A 15,778-nucleotide genomic window follows, 5' to 3' on the forward strand; every position below is an offset into this window, starting at 1 on the left:
CCCCCCCCCCCCCCCCCCCCCCCCCCCCCCCCCCCCCCCCCCCCCCCCCCCCCCCCCCCCCCCCCCCCCCCCCCCCCCCCCCCCCCCCCCCCCCCACCGATCCCATCCCTGGAGCCTGTGATGACCCTCCCCGCCCGGCCGGCGCTGCGCGTCGGCCTCATCGGCTACGCCTTCATGGGCGCCGCCCACTCCCACGCGTGGCGCACCGCGCCACGCTTCTTCGACCTCCCGCTCCGCCCCGAGCTGACCGTGCTCGCCGGCCGCGACCCCGCGGGGCTGTCCGCCGCCGCCGGCCGGCTGGGTTGGGCGGACACCGAGACCGACTGGCACCGGCTCCTCGACCGCGACGACGTCGACCTGGTCGACATCTGCACCCCCGGCGACACCCACGCCGAGATGGCGATCGCGGCGCTGGCCGCCGGCAAGCACGTGCTGTGCGAGAAGCCGCTGGCCAACACGGTGGCCGAGGCCGAGGCGATGGCCGCCGCGGCCGAGCGGGCCGCCGCCTCCGGCGTCCGCGCGATGGTCGGGTTCACCTACCGCCGGGTGCCCGCGATCGCCTTCGCCCGCCGGCTGGTCGCCGACGGGCGGCTGGGGGAGATCCGGCACGTGCGCGCCCAGTACCTGCAGGACTGGATCGCCGACCCGGCCGCCCCGATGTCCTGGCGGCTGCAGAAGGAGAAGGCCGGCTCGGGTGCGCTGGGCGACATCGGCGCGCACATCGTCGACCTCACCCAGTTCATCACCGGCGAGCGGCTCACCGGGGTCAGCGCCGTCCTGGAGACCTTCGTCCGCGAGCGCCCGCTGCCGGCCAGCAGCGGCAAGCTGGGGGGCGTCGGGGGAGAGGGGATGGGCGAGGTCACCGTGGACGACGCCGCGGTGTTCCTCGGCCGGTTCACCGGGGGAGCGCTGGCCACCTTCGAGGCCACCCGCTTCGCGCTGGGCCGGAAGAACGCCATCCGGATCGAGGTCAACGGCTCGGCGGGCAGCCTGGCGTTCGACTTCGAGGACATGAACGTCCTGCACTTCTTCGACGGCACCGAGCCGGCCGCGACCGCGGGCTTCCGCCGGATCGTGGTCACCGAGCCCGAGCACCCCTACGTCGGCGCCTGGTGGCCGGCCGGGCACGGGCTGGGCTACGAGCACGGCTTCACCCACCAGGTGGTCGACCTGGTCACCGCGCTGGCCGCGGGTGAGCAGCCCACGCCGTCGTTCGCCGACGGCCTGCAGGTGCAGCGGGTGCTCGACGCCGTCGAACGCAGCGCCGCCGACCGCTCGACCTGGACCGAGATCTGCACCGACCACCCCGACAACGCTGCTCAGGGAGAGAACTGATGCCCCGTCCCGTCACGCTGTTCACCGGCCAGTGGGCCGACCTGCCCTTCGAGGAGGTGTGCCGGCTGGCCGCCGGGTGGGGGTACGACGGCCTGGAGATCGCCTGCTGGGGCGACCACCTCGACGTCGTCCGGGCCGCCGAGGACGAGTCCTACGTCCGGGACCGGCTCGACCTGCTCCAGCGGCACGGCCTGCAGGTCTTCGCCATCTCCAACCACCTCAACGGCCAGGCGGTCTGCGACGACCCGATCGACGAGCGTCACCGCGGCATCGTGCACCCCCGGGTGTGGGGCGACGGCGACCCCGAGAGCGTGCGGCAGCGGGCGGCGGAGGAGATGAAGGCGACCGCGCGGGCGGCCCGGGCACTCGGCGTCGACGTCGTCGTCGGGTTCACCGGGTCGAAGATCTGGAAGACCGTGGCGATGTTCCCGCCGGTGCCCGAGTCGATGATCGACGACGGCTACGCCGACTTCGCCGCCCGCTGGAACCCGATCCTGGACGTGTTCGACGAGGTCGGGGTCCGGTTCGCGCACGAGGTGCACCCCTCGGAGATCGCCTACGACTACTGGACGACGGTGCGCGCCCTGGAGGCGATCGGCCACCGCGAGGCGTTCGGGCTGAACTGGGACCCCAGCCACTTCGTCTGGCAGGACCTCGACCCGGTCGGCTTCCTCTGGGACTTCAAGGACCGGATCTACCACGTCGACTGCAAGGACGCGAAGAAGCAGGTCGGCAACGGGCGCAACGGCCGGATGGGCTCGCACCTGCCCTGGGCCGACCCGCGGCGCGGCTGGGACTTCGTCTCCACCGGCCACGGCGACGTGCCGTGGGAGGCGTGCTTCCGGATGCTCAACACCATCGGCTACGCCGGCCCCATCTCGGTGGAGTGGGAGGACGCCGGGATGGACCGGCTGGTCGGCGCGCCCGAGGCCCTGGAGTTCGTGCGCCGGCTGGCGTTCGACCCGCCGTCCGCGGCCTTCGACTCGGCCTTCTCCAGCGGGGCCTGACTCCGCCGGCTGCGGGGGCCACGGGGCCCCGCAGCCGGCACCGCCCCCTTGCCGCCGGGTGGCCGGACGGTGATGCTCGTCACATGTCCAGCACCCCGGGTCCGACGTCGTCGGTCGAGGAGACGCCGCAGTCCACCGGCAAGGTCGACGGCAAGTACTACGAGAAGGAGCTGGCCCGGCTGCAGGCGGAACTGGTGAAGCAGCAGGAGCACGTCCGCGCGCGGGGCCTGCGGGTCGTCGTCCTCTTCGAGGGCCGCGACGCCGCCGGCAAGGGCGGGGCCATCCAGCGGATCACCGAGAGCCTGAACCCCCGGCACGCGCACGTCGTCGCCCTGGCGACGCCGACCGACCGCGAGAAGGGGCAGTGGTACTTCCAGCGCTACGTGGCGCACCTGCCCGGGCCGGGGGAGATGGTCCTGTTCGACCGGTCCTGGTACAACCGCGCCGGCGTCGAGCGCGTCATGGGCTTCTGCACCGACGAGGAGTACGCGGAGTTCCTGCGCTCCTGCCCGGAGTTCGAGCGGATGCTCGTGCGCAGCGGCATCACGCTCGTGAAGTACTGGTTCTCCGTCAGCGACACCGAGCAGGAGAAGCGCTTCCAGAAGCGGCTCGAGGATCCGACGAAGCGCTGGAAGCTCAGCCCGATGGACCTGGAGGCCCGCAACCGCTGGGTCGACTTCTCCCGGGCCAAGGACGCGATGTTCGCCGCCACCGACATCCCCGAGGCGCCCTGGTGGGTCGTCGAGGCCGAGGTGAAGAAGCGCGCCCGGCTCAACGTGATGGCCCACCTGCTCACCCAGGTGCCCTACGAGGACCTCACCCCGCCCGCGCCGGAGCTGCCGCCCCGGCCGCCGGTGGAGGAGGACTACCTCCGGCCGCCCAAGGAGAGCCAGCACATCGTGCCCGACATCGTCCCCTGAGTCCCGTTCCCTGAGCGGCCGGCCGGCGGCGGGGGTCAGCGGGCGCCGGCGACGTACCGCTCGAACCAGTCGTTGCGGAAGGCGCCGCGCGGGTCCAGCCGCTCGGTGAGGGCCAGGAAGTCCCGGTGCCGCGGGTAGTGGGCGGCGATCGTCGCCGCGTCGGCGAGGAAGAGCTTGCCCCAGTGCGGCCGCGGGCCGAACGGCTCGAGCGCGCCCTCCAGGTGCACCAGCAGCTCCTCGACGGCCGGCTGGTCGGGCAGCCAGGTGAAGTGCAGCGCGACGCTGGCCTCGTCGTACGCGGTGCTCATCCAGAGCTCGTCGGCGGCGACGGTGCGGATCTCGCAGGTCTGCAGCAGCGGGCGGATCCGGTCGCCCAGCGAGCGCAGCGCGTCGATCGCCGCCACCGCGTGCCGGTGCGGGACCAGGAACTCCGACTGGATCTCCTCGCCGTTGCTCGGGGTGAAGCCCATCCGGAAGTGCGGCAACCGGTCCGACCACAGCCCGGGAACCCCCTGCTGCACGGTGGCCGGGCCGGACGGCAGGCCGGGGATCGGGTGCCGCTCGCCGTCGGCCTCCCGCGCGCCGAACAGCTCGCCCGCGGGCCCGTCGCCGGCGTCGGTGCGGGACTTCACCCAGACCATCTCCACCGCCTCGCCGAAGAGGGTGAACAGGCTGACGCTGTAGCCGGCCGACATGACCTCGTCGAACCGCTCGGCCAGCGTCGACCACGGCAGCCCCTCGAACACGCGCTGCCGCACCTCGAAGGCCGGCTCGACGTCCAGCGTGACGCGGGTGACCGCGCCCAGCGCCCCCAGGCCGACGACCACGCCGGCGAAGTCGGCGTCCCCGCGCACCGGGTGCAGCACCTCGCCGGTCGAGGTGACCAGCTGCAGGCCGGCCACCGCCGCGGCGAGGTTGCGGTTGGTCACGCCCGACCCGTGGGTGGCGGTGGCCACCGCGCCGGCGACCGAGATGTGCGGGAGCGAGGCCAGGTTGTGCAGCGCGAGGCCCTGCTCGCGCAGCACCTCGGTCAGCTGGCCGTACCGGACACCGCCGTCGACGGTGACCGTCCGGCGGTCGGGGGAGGTGACGACGCTGCCCGTCAGCTCCTCCAGGGAGAGCAGCTCCGCGGAGTCGGCCACGCCGGTGAAGGAGTGCCGGGAGCCCAGCACCCGGATCCGCGCCGCGGCGGCCACGACCTCCTGCACCTGCTCCAGGCTGGCGGGCCGGTGCAGGCGCGTCGCCCGATAGGTGTGGTTGCCGGCCCAGTTGCGGGCCGCGGTCAGTTCCGCCGTGTCGGTCACGCCCCAGTGTCCCGCAGCCCGGTCCCGGCCGCCCGGAAACCGGGTGGTCGCCGACCCGCGGGCCTGGGAGGTGGGCCCGGACGTGCAGCGGGCGGCGGCCGCGGCGATCGGGCACTGGGCTCTCGCCGTCGGGACGCGGCGACGGGGGAGGAGGTCGCCGGGATGGTCCAGGTGGCCCGGGCACGGTTCGCGCCCGACGTGGCGGCCGAGGGGGAGCGTCCGGGAGGCTGACGCCCGGCCGCGGCGCGCGCGGTCTGGTTCACTGGTGGTTGAACGTTGAACCGGATCGGTCCCGATCCGAGCCCAGCCACCTGGAGGACCCGTGCACCTCGGCGTCGACAGCTTCGTCTCGGCCGTCACCGACCCCTCGACCGAGCGGCTCATCGGCCCCGAGGAGCGGATGGAGCACCTCCTGGAGGAGATCGCCCTCGCCGACCAGGTGGGGCTCTACTCCTTCGGCATCGGCGAGCACCACCGGGCCGAGTACTACGACTCCGCCCCGCCGGTGATCCTCGCCGCCGCCGCGGCGCGCACCTCGCGGATCCGGCTGGGCAGCGCCGTCGCCGTGCTCAGCGCCGCCGACCCGGTCCGGGTGTTCCAGCAGTTCGCCACCCTCGACCTCATCGCCAAGGGCCGGATCGACCTGGTCGTCGGCCGGGGGTCGTTCACCGAGGCGTTCCCGCTGTTCGGGCTGAGCCTCGCCGACTACGACTCGCTGTTCGAGGAGAAGCTCGACCTCCTGCTCCAGATCCGCGACAGCGAGCAGGTCACCTGGTCCGGCCGGCACCGCCCGGCGCTGACCGGCCAGGGCGTCTACCCCCGCCCGCTGCAGGACCCGCTGCCGATCTGGGTCGGCGTCGGCGGCACCCCGGAGTCCTTCGTCCGGGCCGGGCTGCTCGGGCTCCCGCTGATGGTGGCGATCATCGGCGGCGAGCCCCGCCAGTTCGCCCCGCTGGTCGACCTCTACCGCCGGGCCGGCGCGCAGGCCGGGCACGCACCCGAGAAGCTCCAGGTGGGCCTGCACGTCTTCGGGTTCGTCGCCGAGAGCACCCAGGCGGCGGCGGACACGATCTACCCGGGGTGGCACCAGATGTTCACCTCGGTCTCCCGCGAGCGAGGCTTCGCACCGCCCACCCGGGCCCAGTTCGACGCGACCAGCGGGCCGAACGGCGCCTTCTTCATGGGCGACCCGCAGACCGTGGCGGACAAGCTGGTGCGGGTCTCCGAGCAGCTCGGCGGGGTCCAGCGCATCTCGCTGCAGATGACCAACCCGCGCCTGGCGCACGCCGACCTGCTGCGCGGCATCGAGCTGCTCGGCACCGAGGTCGCCCCGCGGGTCGCCGGCGCCTGAGGGAGCGCGGCCTGAGGGAGCGCGGCCTGAGCCGCCCTGTCGTCCGGTTCACCGCGGCGCAGCACGGCGCACCGGACGGCGCAGCGGCTCAACCCCCGGCGAGCAGCGCGCGGACGGCGTCGAGGGTGTCGGCGTCGGCCGGGGTCTTGTCCGGCCGGTACCGCACCACGCGGGCGAACCGCAGCGCGACGCCGCCGGGGTAGCGGGTGCTGCGCTGGGCGCCGTCGACGGCGATCTCCACGACCAGCTCCGGGCGCAGCCGCACGCCCCAGTCGGCCTGCTCCACCGCGTGCTCGGGGAAGGTGCGGGTCTGCCAGGCCAGCAGCTCGTCGGTCATCCCCTTGAACGTCTTGCCGACCATCACCGGCTCGCCGCCCTCGGGGTCGCGGGCGCCGAGGTGGATGTTGGACAGCGTGCCGGTGCGCCGCCCGTACCCCCACTCCGCGCCCAGCACGACCAGGTCCAGGGTGTGCACCGGCTTCACCTTCTGCCAGGCGCGGCCCCGGCGGCCGGCGGCGTACGGCGCGTCCAGCGCCTTGACGACCACGCCCTCGTGGCCGGCGGCCAGCGCGTCGTCGAGCACCACCGCGGCCTGCTCCGGCGTAGGCAGGCGCACCCCGGGCATCCGCAGCGCCGCGTGCTGCTCGTCGGCCAGCAGCCCGGCCAGCGCGTCGAGCCGCTCGGTCAGCGGAGCGTCGAGCAGGTCACGGCCGTCCAGGTGCAGCAGGTCGAAGAAGAACGGGCTCAGCAGCACGGCGGCCTCCTGGTCCCGACCCGGGCCCTCGCTGCCGAAGCGGCTCATCGTGTCCTGGAACGCACGCGGCCGGCCGTCGTCGTCCAGCGCCAGCGTCTCGCCGTCCAGCACGCAGGCCCGGCACGGCAGCGCCCGCACCCGGTCGACCAGCTCGGGCACCCCGTCGGTGACCTCGCGCAGCGTGCGGGTCCACACCCGGACGTCGTCGCCGTCGCGGTGCACCTGGATGCGCGCGCCGTCGAGCTTGAACTCCACGGTCACCTCGCCGCCGAGGTCGGCCAGCGCGGCGTCCAGCGACGATCCGGGGCTGGCCAGCATCGGCCGCACCGGGCGGCCGACCCGCAGCCGCTCGGCGTCCAGCGCGGCGACCCCGCCGGTGAGCGCCGCCGCCGCGGTGCCGGGGAGGCTGCCGGACAGCATGAACGCCCGGCGCACGCTCGCGGCCGGGACCTCGGCCGCGGCGGCGATCGCGTCGAGCACCACGCCCTCCAGCGCGCCCTGGCGCAGCTCACCGGTCAGCAACCGGACCAGGAACTGCTGCTCCTCGGTGGTCGCGGCACCCAGCAACGCGCCCAGGGCCGCGTCCCGCCGCGCCGCCGAGCCGGTGCCCGCCGTGCCGGCGAGCAGCTCCAGGGCCTCGTCCACGTCGACGACGCCGAGGGACGGCGCGTCCGCCGGGTCCCCGGTCAGCCGGGACAGCGTCCGCCAGCCCACGCCGAGCCGGCCCTGGCGCGGCTCGCCGGCCAGCCACGCGGTGACCGGACCGACCTCGTCGTCGCCCGCCCGCCGCAGCAGGTCGGCGATCGCGGCGGCCTTGGCGGTGCGTGACCGGGTGGCCGCGACGGCGGCGGAGGCGGCGACGACGGCGGCGAGCAGCACGCCGGCCATCGTGGCAGCAGCCCTGGGCGCCGTCGCGCCCGACGGCGGTCGCGCGGACCCGGCGGCCGAGCTGCGGCGGCTGCACGACGAGCTGAGGAGGTCGCTGCTGCCCGCCGTCCACCAGCTGCCCACCCGGGACGACCCCCTGGGGGAGATGGTGTGCCGGCTGCGTCGCTGACCCGGCGGACCGTTTCCGGCCGCCGGTGACAGGGCACCTGCCCACCGTGACCGGGACCCCTGCCGCCGTGCCACCGGACCGCGCCCCCGGCGTGCCGCCGACCCTGGTCGACGGCACCCGGCTGTGGGTCGACGCCCGGCTCCGCGCCCTGGTGCAGCGCCGCGGGGAGGCCGCGATCCTGCACCGGCTGGGCGGGGACGTGCCCGGTGACCGGGTGCTCGAGCTGGGCACTGGCCGCCGCGGCACCGGGCTGCGGCTGGCCGTGGAGGTCTTCGGCGCCGGGCACGCCACCGGGGTCGACCTCTACCCGGCCTCGGTCGAGGCCGCCCGCCGGGCGCTGCGCGACCTCGGCGACCGGGTCACCGTCGTCCAGGGCGACGCGACCGCGCTGACCCTCGACGACGCCTCCGTCGACGCCGTCTTCGGTTACCACGTGCTGCACCACGCCGGCCCCTGGCGCGACGCCGTCCGCGAGGCGGCCCGGGTGCTCCGCCCCGGTGGTCGGCTCTACTCGTGCGAGATGACCGCCCGGTTGATCGACAGCCGCCCGCTGCGCGCCTTCTCCCGGCACCCCGCCGACGGCGACCGCCCCACCCCGGAGTCGATCGCCGGCGCCTGCCGGGACGCGGGGCTCACCGTCCTCGCGCAGGAGACGAGGCTCGCCGGCTGCTGGACCGGGCTGGTCGCGTCCCGCTCGTGATGGCCGCGCCCCGCAGCAGCTCCGACGCACGGCCCGGCGCCACGCTGCGTGCCGCGCTCGGGTTGCTCGGCCGGCGGTGGCGGGCCGCCTACCTGGCCGCGCTGATCGCGGCGGCGGTGAACACCGTCCCCGACGTGCTCCGGCAGGTGCTGGTCTGGGACGACCCGCGCTACGGCGCGGCCCTCGCCGTCGACGTCGTCGGCTTCACCACTGCGCTGATCGCGCAGCTGTGGGTCACCGGTGCGGTCGCCGGGCTGCCGGACGGCGGCCCGCTGCGGACCCGTGGCGCGCTGCGACGGGGCACCGCGCTCGCCGTGCGGGCGGTCCGCCGGGCACCCGGGACGGTGCTGGCCGGGGTCGCCGCCGGCGGGGCGGTCTCCGCGCTGCTCACCCTGCCCGTCTCGATCGCCGCCCTGGGGCTGGACCGGGTGATCGGGCCGCTGGACTCCCCGGGGGTGGTCCCGTTCGCCGTCGCCACCGTCTCCGACCTGGTGGCGAGCACGGCCACGCTGCCGTTCCTGGCGCTGGTGCTCGTGCTGGCCGGCGCCGGTTGGCCGGCTGCGCGGCCGGGCACCAGCCGGTCATGACCAACGACTGGGATGTCACCCGCAAGACGATCGGCTCGCTGTCGGTGTGGCTGGGCACCGGGGCGCTGTTCGCGCCCCGGGCGATCACCGCCGTGCTCGGGGTCCGGGAGCAGGCCGCCCAGGGCGACGTCGCGCTGCCGCTGCTGGTGCGGCTGATCGCCGCCCGGAACATCGCCATGGGCGCCGCGCTGCTGGTCACGCCCGCGCCGCAGGCCCGCCGGACGACGGAGGTGACCCTGCTGCTCACCGCGCTCGACGCGGCCGCCGTGCTGGTGGCCCGGCGCGGCGAGGACGTGGCCGGGCGCAGCGCCGGCCTGTCGCTGACCGTGCTGTCGCTCGCGGCGGCCGGCGCGGTGCGCTGGCACCGGCGCTGACCGCCGCGGAGGTGCGCTAGGCCGGGACGCCGTCGGGGTCGTCCGGCCCCTCGGGATCGACGGTGGGCTCGACCGGGAGGTCCGGCTCGGGCGGGGCCGGAGGCAGGTCGTCGGGGGTGTCCGGCAGCAGCGGACCGGGGTCGTCCGGCATCGGCGCGTCCGGGTCCAGCGGCGGGTACTCCGGGTCGGCGGTCACAGCAGCCGGTCCAGGTCGTCGGGGCCCGGCCCGGTACCGCCGGAGTCGCGCACCGGAGAGGTCTCGGGCAGGTCGTCGTCCGGCGGCTCGGCCGCCACCGGGCCCTCGGCGTAGAGCGTGTCGGGGTTCCGTGGATCGATCTCGGTCATCCGCCTGCCCTACCCGGCCGACGCGCGCTGACGCACGGTCGCGCTTCCGTCGGACCCCTCGGCGACACTGCAGGGGTGGAGCGGGTCCTGCTGGTGCGGCGGGGCGACGACGTCGTCGAGGTACGCGCGCACGCCGGCGACGACGTCCAGGTCACCCGGCTGCCGGCCGCCGAGCTCCCGGGATTCGTCGTCGCGCGGGAGGCAGGGGCACCGGTCCGCTGGGTGTGGGACGACACCACCCGCTGGTACCCGGCGCTGCTCGACGCCGGGGTGCGGGTGGCCCGCTGCACCGACCTGCGGCTGTGCCACGCCCTGCTGCGCCGTTCCCCGTTCGTCGACCAGGCCCTGCTCGCCGGCCCGGACCTGGCGGGCTGGGACGCCCTCCAGCCCGTGGTCGCCGTCGACCCCGCGCTCTTCCCCCTCACCGACCCCGCCGACGCGCTCGACCCGGTCGCCGAGTCCGGGCGCCAGCAGGCCGCGGTGGCGGCCTCGCCCCACCGCGGCCCGCTCGGGCTGCTGCTGGCCGCGGAGTCCTCCGGCGCGCTCGTCGCCGCGGAGATGACGCACGCCGGCCTGCCGTGGCGCACCGACCGGCACGAGCAGCTGCTCACCGAGCTGGTCGGCCCGCGACCGCCGGCCGGTCGGCGCCCGCCGGTGCTCGAGCGGCTGGCCGCCGACATCCGGGCCGCGTTGCGGGCGCCGGAGCTGAACCCCGACTCCCCGGGTGGGCTGCTCCGGGCGCTGCAGGCCGCCGGGCTGCCGGTCGAGGACACCCGCTCCTGGACCCTGGAGCAGCTCGATCACCCGGCCGTCCCGCCGGTGCTGGAGTACAAGAAGCTGTCCCGGCTGCTGGCCGCGAACGGCTGGAACTGGCTGGACACCTGGGTCCGCGGCGGACGGTTCCGGTCGGTCTTCGTCCCCGGCGGGGTGGTCACCGGGCGGTGGGCGTCCAACGGCGGCGGCGCGCTGTCGGTGCCCACCCAGGTGCGGCCGGCCGCGGTCGCCGACGACGGGTGGCGCTTCGTCGTCGCCGACGTCGCCCAGCTCGAGCCGCGGGTGCTCGCGGGCATGAGCCGGGACGCCGCGATGGCCGAGGCGGCGCGCTCGGCCGACCTGTACGCCGGCATGGTCGCCGGCGGCACGGTGGCCACCCGGGCCGAGGCGAAGATCGGCATGCTCGGGGCGATGTACGGCGGCACCCGCGGCGAGAGCGGCCGGATGATGCCGCGGCTGACCCGCCGCTACCCGCGGGCGATCGGGCTTGTCGAGGAGGCCGCCCGGGCGGGGGAGCGGGGGGAGGTGGTGCACACGCTGCTGGGCCGGGGCTCGCCGCTGCCCACCGGCCCGTGGGCGGAGCGGGCGGGCGACCTGGGGGAGCCGCCGGAGCCGACGGGATCGCGCGAGGACGCCGACCGGCGCCGCCGCGCGTGGGGCCGGTTCACCCGCAACTTCGTCGTCCAGGGCACCGGCGCGGAGTGGGCGCTGTGCTGGCTGGCCGACCTGCGCAACCGGCTGTGGCTGCTGGGCGGGGGAGCGCTGACCGATCGCCCGCACCTGGTCTTCTTCCTGCACGACGAGGTGCTGGTGCACACCCCCGCGGAGCACGCCGACGACGTCGCCGTGGCCGTGCGGGAGTCGGCCGCGGCGGCGGGCCGGCTGCTGTTCGGGGAGTTCCCGGTCGACTTCCCGCTGGACGTGGCCGTCGTCCGGTCCTGGGCAGACGCGGGCTGAGCGGACCGGCGGTGGAACGCGACGGGCCCCGCGGTCGGTGACCGCGGGGCCCGTGCACGTCCACCCGGTGGGGTCAGACCAGACCCTCGTTGTGCGGCTCGATGCTCGCCGACGGGTCGACGCCCTCGTCGGCCGCGGGCTGCACCGGGCCCTCGCCGGGCTTGGAACCGCTGCCGGCGGCCGTGTTCCGCGACGAGCGCTCCGGATCGTTCAGATCGGTGGTGGTCGGCGCCTGGCCGATCCGCTTCGCGGCCTCGCCGGTGCCGGTCTGCTCGAGCTCGTTCTCGCTCACGTCTCCTCCATCCGTCGGGTGCGTGCGTTCTACCCGGGTGGCACCTGAGCACACGCCGGCCGGGGAGCCCGCTGCACCGCCGGGGCCTCGGCCGCACTGCGTTCGACCGCTGCCGGATCGACGTGCGCACCCCCCCCGGCAGGGCGAGCGCGGTGCGTGGCGAGGTGTGCCTCGCCGGGGGATCAGGCAGGCTCGTCCCGCCATGACGCCGAACGAGCAGGGGTCCTCGATGTCGCGGATCGACCGCATCGCCGTCCTGCGGGGTGCGCTCCACCGGCCAGTGGGCGCTGAGCCCGGGCACGGCCCGCGGTGAGCGTGCTGCGTGCCGGCCCACTCGGTGTCCTGGTCGACCGCATACGGGGGTCGCTGTGGCCGATCCCGTTCATCGGCATCCTGGTCGCCGTCGGCCTGGGCATCCTGCTGCCGGCCGTCGACGGCGGGCTCGCCTTCGGTGACCACCCGCTGACCTTCGCCTTCGGGGGCGGACCCGCCGCCGCGCGTGACCTGCTCAACGCCATCGCCGGCTCGCTGATCTCGGTGACCGGGCTGGTGTTCTCCCTCACCGTGCTCGCGCTGCAGCTGAGCAGCAGCCAGTACTCGCCACGGTTGCTGCAGACGTTCGTCACCGACCGGGTGGTGCAGCTGACCCTCGCCCAGCTGGTGCTCACCTTCGTCTACGCCCTCACCGTGCTCCGCACCGTGCGGACGGCGGACGCGACGACGGGCGAGTCGGCGTTCGTCCCCCGCCTGTCGATCAGCGTCGCCTACCTGCTGACCCTGGGCAGCGTCGTGGCGCTGGTGCTCTTCATCGGCCACCTGGCCTCGGTGCTGCGGGTCGAGACGATGCTCCGCGACGTCCACCAGGAGTCCACCAGCACGATCGCCCGGGAGCTCGGCGGCCGGGAGGGCCGCGACCCGGCGGAGACCGGGGTCGGTGGCTCCGGTCCCCGCGGGCGGGAGGTGCTGCTGACCGCGCGGTCCAGCGGCTTCCTGGTGGGGCTCGACGCGGCGGCCGCGGCGGCGGCCGCCGCCGAGGCACGGGTGGTCGTGGAGCTCGGGGTGCGGATGGGCGACTCGGTCGTCGAGGGCACGCCGGTGGCCCGGGCCCGGCTCGAGCCCGGCTCGGATCCCGACATCGAGGCGCTGACCGGTCGGCTGGACGGGGCACTCCGGCTGCACTTCGAGCGCTCGGCCAGCCGGGACGTCGCCTACGGCCTGCGCAAGGTCGTCGACATCGCGTTGCGCGCGCTCTCCCCGGGGATCAACGACCCGACGACGGCGGTGCACGCCCTCTCGCACGCCTCGGCCCTGCTGGGGCAGCTCGCGGTCACCCCGGCCGACGAGCGGGTGTGCCGGGACGAGGAGGGGAACGTGCGGGTGGTCCTGCCGCCGTGGGACCTGCCGGCCCTGCTGCAGCTGGCGGTGGAGGAGCCGTTGCACTTCGCCGAGGGGCAGCCGGCCGTGCTGCGCCGGCTGGCCGGGCTGCTGCGCGAGTTCGCCTGGCGGGCCCGCGGCCGCGGGGTCGACGACCTGGTGCTCGAGTACGCCGACGCCGTCGCCGACAGCGCCCGGCGGTCGACCCAGGTGCCGGAGGCGGAGACCAGCGCCTGGCGCGAGCAGGCGGCGCAGGCGCTCGCCGGGGAGTGGCCCGCCGGTCGACGCTGACCGGCGGGCGCGCCCCGGCCGGGGCGGCTCAGCCGTCCGACGGATCCTCGTCCGGGTTCGGGAAGTCGAAGGTCGGGAGGGGGTCCTGGTCCTCCGCGGACACCATCGCCTCGATGGTGACCTCACCGGCCCGCTCGAAGGTGAACGTCACCGGGATCGACTCGGACGAACGCAGTGAGGTCTGCAGGTCGACCAGGGTGATCGCCGGCATGCCCTCCGCCCCCACGTACACGTTGTCGTTGGCGTCGACCTGCAGCGAGATGTCGTCGCCCCCGGCGGTGCCGTCGGGTCCGGCGATCCGGGCGTCGGCGAAGTCGGGGCCGCTCACGTCGATGAGCGTGTCCGCCTCGGTGCCGTCGTTCGCGATGCCCAGGAAGAGGGTGGCGTCCTCGCCCTCCTCATAGACGCCGTCCAGCGGGTACTCCAGCTGCACCTGCAGCAGCTTGATGGTCTCGCTGACCTCCTCGTCGGGTCCGACGGCGCCACCCGTCACCTCGAGGGCCGCCGTCTCCCGCGGTGCGTCGTCGTCCTCCCCGCACCCGGCGGCACCCAGCAGGGCGACGGCGCTGGCAGCGGCAGCGAGCGCGCGGCGCCGGGACGTGTGGTTGGTCGTCTGCACGGTCTGGTCCACTCCTCCGATCGGGGACGGCCGCCCCTCCGGTCCGGCCGTCCGCGGAACTGCTCCCAGCGTGCGCGGTACCCGTGGAGGGCGCCCGGTGAGCACCGACGTCGTGAGCGAACCGTCACCGTCGCCGAGCGGACGGCGGGCACCGTGCGAGAGTCGGCGGGTGAGCGACTCCGGCCACCCGCTGTCCTTCGGCGCCTTCCTGACCCCGGCCAACGCCGACGCCGAGCGCACCGTCGCCCTGGCGGTGCTGGCCGAGCAGGTGGGGCTGGACCTGGTCACCTTCTCCGACCATCCCTACCAGCCGGGCTTCCTCGACACCTGGACGCTGCTGAGCTTCGTGGCTGCGCGCACCGGCGCGGTGCGCCTGGCGGCGAACGTCACCAACCTCCCGCTGCGGCCGCCGGCCGTGCTGGCCCGCAGCGTGGCCAGCCTCGACCTGCTCAGCGGCGGCCGGGTGGAGCTCGGGTTGGGCGCCGGCGCCTTCTGGGACGCCATCGCGGCGATGGGCGGCCGCCGGCTGTCCGGTGGGCAGGCGGTGCAGGCGCTGGAGGAGGCGATCGAGGTCGTCCGGCAGACCTGGGACGCCGACGCGCCCGGCGGCGTCCGGGTGGAGGGGGAGTTCCACCGGGTGGTCGGTGCCAAGCGCGGCCCGGCGCCCGCGCACGAGGTCGGCATCTGGCTGGGCGCCTACAAGCCGCGGATGCTGGCGCTCACCGGCCGGCGGGCCGATGGCTGGCTGCCCTCGCTGAGCTTCCTGCAGCCCGGCGACCTCGCGCGGGGCAACGAGGTCATCGACGCGGCCGCCGTCGAGGCCGGCCGGTCGCCGGCGGACGTGCGCCGGCTGCTCAACATCACCGGCACCTTCACCGCGACCGGTCGCGGCCCGCTGCAGGGGCCGGTGGAGCAGTGGGCCGAGGAGCTGGCCGAGCTGGCCCTGGCGGACCGGATCGGCACGTTCATCCTGGGCAGCGACGACCCGGACGACCTGCGCCGGTTCGCCGCGGAGGTGGCCCCCGCGGTGCGGGAGCTGGTCGCGGCCGGGGGCAGCGCCACCGTCGAACCGCCCGCGGGGCCCGCGGTGGTGGGGGAGTCGTCGTCCGCCACCACGTCGTTCCCCGTCGCCCCCACGCCCGACGACGGCACCCGGCGCAGCGACCGGCGGGTCTGGGACGAGGCGACGCGCCCGACCGGACCGGCGCCGGATCCCGGGCGCAGCTACACCCCGCACGAGCTGGCCCAGGGACAGCAGCTGGTGGCCATCCACGACGGGTTGCGCGCCGAGCTGGCCCAGGTCCAGTCACTGGTCGACCAGGTGGCCGCCGGCACGATGGACGTGGGGACGGCGCGGTCGCACATCAGCGTGATGACGATGCGGCAGAACAAGTGGACGCTGGGCACCTACTGCGAGGCCTACTGCCGGATCGTGACGACGCACCACACCATCGAGGACCGGTCGATGTTCCCGCACCTGCGCGCCGGTGACGCCCGGCTGGGCCCGGTGATCGACCGGCTGGAGCAGGAGCACCACGCCATCCACGACGTGCTGGAGGGCGTCGACCGGGCGCTGGTCGAGTTCGTCGCCGCCGACGACGGGATGGCCGGCCTGCGCGCCGCGATCGACCTGCTCAGCGACACGCTGCTGTCGCACCTGGCCTACGAGGAGCGGGAGCTGGTGGAGCCGCTCGCCCGGCTCGGCATGCACTGACCCGGCGGCTCTCCACGCTCTTC

At 75.6% G+C, this 15,778-nt stretch carries 17 protein-coding genes; 11 read left to right on the forward strand and 6 right to left on the reverse strand.

Translation table 11 applies throughout. The annotated features are described in order from the left end of the window. The first annotated feature begins 120 nt into the window (after positions 1–120). The 3 genes from ACI79U_RS09430 to ppk2 all read left to right on the forward strand — a co-directional run bounded on the left by ACI79U_RS09430 (position 121) and on the right by ppk2 (position 3,262). Positions 121–1,335 (forward strand): Gfo/Idh/MocA family protein, encoded by a 1,215-nt coding sequence (locus ACI79U_RS09430; protein WP_457069209.1) that lies wholly within the window; start codon positions 121–123, stop codon positions 1,333–1,335. Further along, entirely contained in the window at positions 1,335–2,342 is a 1,008-nt protein-coding gene (locus tag ACI79U_RS09435) for a sugar phosphate isomerase/epimerase family protein (RefSeq protein WP_457069207.1), read from the forward strand. Before ACI79U_RS09430 ends, ACI79U_RS09435 begins: the two co-directional genes overlap by 1 nt. A gap of 83 nt (positions 2,343–2,425) precedes the next feature. Further along, on the forward strand, positions 2,426–3,262 hold the full coding sequence (ppk2, locus tag ACI79U_RS09440) for a polyphosphate kinase 2 (protein ID WP_457069205.1): 837 nt from the start codon (positions 2,426–2,428) through the stop codon (positions 3,260–3,262). 35 nt (positions 3,263–3,297) lie between these two features. On the opposite strand, the gene ACI79U_RS09445 is transcribed toward ppk2, so the two are convergent. After that, positions 3,298–4,566, reverse strand: coding sequence for an FAD-binding protein (locus ACI79U_RS09445; RefSeq protein WP_457069203.1), 1,269 nt, complete (start codon positions 4,564–4,566; stop codon positions 3,298–3,300). Positions 4,567–4,888: 322 nt separating this feature from the next. On the opposite strand from ACI79U_RS09445, the gene ACI79U_RS09450 reads away from it, so the two are divergent. Continuing rightward, a complete protein-coding gene (locus tag ACI79U_RS09450) occupies positions 4,889–5,917 on the forward strand; it encodes an LLM class flavin-dependent oxidoreductase (RefSeq protein ID WP_457069201.1) in 1,029 nt (342 codons plus the stop codon). A gap of 88 nt (positions 5,918–6,005) precedes the next feature. Here ACI79U_RS09450 and ACI79U_RS09455 read toward each other — a convergent pair whose 3' ends face one another. Continuing rightward, positions 6,006–7,550, reverse strand: a complete 1,545-nt coding sequence (locus ACI79U_RS09455) for an ATP-dependent DNA ligase (RefSeq protein ID WP_457072787.1) — start codon at positions 7,548–7,550, stop codon at positions 6,006–6,008. 10 nt (positions 7,551–7,560) lie between these two features. On the opposite strand from ACI79U_RS09455, the gene ACI79U_RS09460 reads away from it, so the two are divergent. From ACI79U_RS09460 to ACI79U_RS09475, 4 genes are read left to right on the forward strand one after another with little or no spacing between them, the layout of a single operon-like run. Further along, on the forward strand, positions 7,561–7,728 hold the full coding sequence (locus ACI79U_RS09460; RefSeq protein ID WP_457069197.1) for a hypothetical protein: 168 nt from the start codon (positions 7,561–7,563) through the stop codon (positions 7,726–7,728). 46 nt (positions 7,729–7,774) lie between these two features. Beyond that, positions 7,775–8,428, forward strand: coding sequence for a class I SAM-dependent methyltransferase (locus tag ACI79U_RS09465; protein ID WP_457069195.1), 654 nt, complete (start codon positions 7,775–7,777; stop codon positions 8,426–8,428). Continuing rightward, on the forward strand, positions 8,425–9,015 hold the full coding sequence (locus ACI79U_RS09470) for a hypothetical protein (protein WP_457069193.1): 591 nt from the start codon (positions 8,425–8,427) through the stop codon (positions 9,013–9,015). The genes ACI79U_RS09465 and ACI79U_RS09470 overlap by 4 nt, the downstream gene beginning before the upstream one ends. Beyond that, positions 9,012–9,389: a DUF4267 domain-containing protein gene (locus tag ACI79U_RS09475; protein ID WP_457069191.1), complete on the forward strand. Its 378-nt coding sequence runs from the start codon at positions 9,012–9,014 to the stop codon at positions 9,387–9,389. The genes ACI79U_RS09470 and ACI79U_RS09475 overlap by 4 nt, the downstream gene beginning before the upstream one ends. A gap of 16 nt (positions 9,390–9,405) precedes the next feature. Here the strand turns inward: ACI79U_RS09475 and ACI79U_RS09480 are convergent, their stop codons facing one another. Then, entirely contained in the window at positions 9,406–9,585 is a 180-nt protein-coding gene (locus ACI79U_RS09480) for a hypothetical protein (RefSeq protein WP_457069189.1), read from the reverse strand. After that, complete coding sequence (locus ACI79U_RS09485) at positions 9,582–9,734, reverse strand: hypothetical protein (RefSeq protein WP_457069187.1); 153 nt, start codon at positions 9,732–9,734, stop codon at positions 9,582–9,584. Before ACI79U_RS09485 ends, ACI79U_RS09480 begins: the two co-directional genes overlap by 4 nt. A gap of 75 nt (positions 9,735–9,809) precedes the next feature. Here ACI79U_RS09485 and ACI79U_RS09490 point away from each other — a divergent pair, with 75 nt between their 5' ends. Next, positions 9,810–11,465: a bifunctional 3'-5' exonuclease/DNA polymerase gene (locus ACI79U_RS09490; RefSeq protein ID WP_457069185.1), complete on the forward strand. Its 1,656-nt coding sequence runs from the start codon at positions 9,810–9,812 to the stop codon at positions 11,463–11,465. Between the two features lie 73 nt (positions 11,466–11,538). Here the strand turns inward: ACI79U_RS09490 and ACI79U_RS09495 are convergent, their stop codons facing one another. Next, positions 11,539–11,757 carry a hypothetical protein gene (locus ACI79U_RS09495; RefSeq protein WP_457069183.1) on the reverse strand — a complete coding sequence of 73 codons (219 nt, stop codon included), beginning with the start codon at positions 11,755–11,757 and terminating at the stop codon, positions 11,539–11,541. A gap of 309 nt (positions 11,758–12,066) precedes the next feature. Here ACI79U_RS09495 and ACI79U_RS09500 point away from each other — a divergent pair, with 309 nt between their 5' ends. Then, positions 12,067–13,422, forward strand: a complete 1,356-nt coding sequence (locus ACI79U_RS09500) for a DUF2254 domain-containing protein (protein ID WP_457069181.1) — start codon at positions 12,067–12,069, stop codon at positions 13,420–13,422. Between the two features lie 28 nt (positions 13,423–13,450). Here ACI79U_RS09500 and ACI79U_RS09505 read toward each other — a convergent pair whose 3' ends face one another. Further along, positions 13,451–14,041: a hypothetical protein gene (locus ACI79U_RS09505; RefSeq protein WP_457069179.1), complete on the reverse strand. Its 591-nt coding sequence runs from the start codon at positions 14,039–14,041 to the stop codon at positions 13,451–13,453. A 169-nt stretch (positions 14,042–14,210) separates the two neighbouring features. On the opposite strand from ACI79U_RS09505, the gene ACI79U_RS09510 reads away from it, so the two are divergent. Beyond that, positions 14,211–15,755, forward strand: coding sequence for an LLM class flavin-dependent oxidoreductase (locus ACI79U_RS09510; protein WP_457069177.1), 1,545 nt, complete (start codon positions 14,211–14,213; stop codon positions 15,753–15,755). The last annotated feature ends 23 nt before the right edge of the window (positions 15,756–15,778 follow it).

This window comes from Modestobacter sp. SYSU DS0904 (assembly GCF_054051115.1).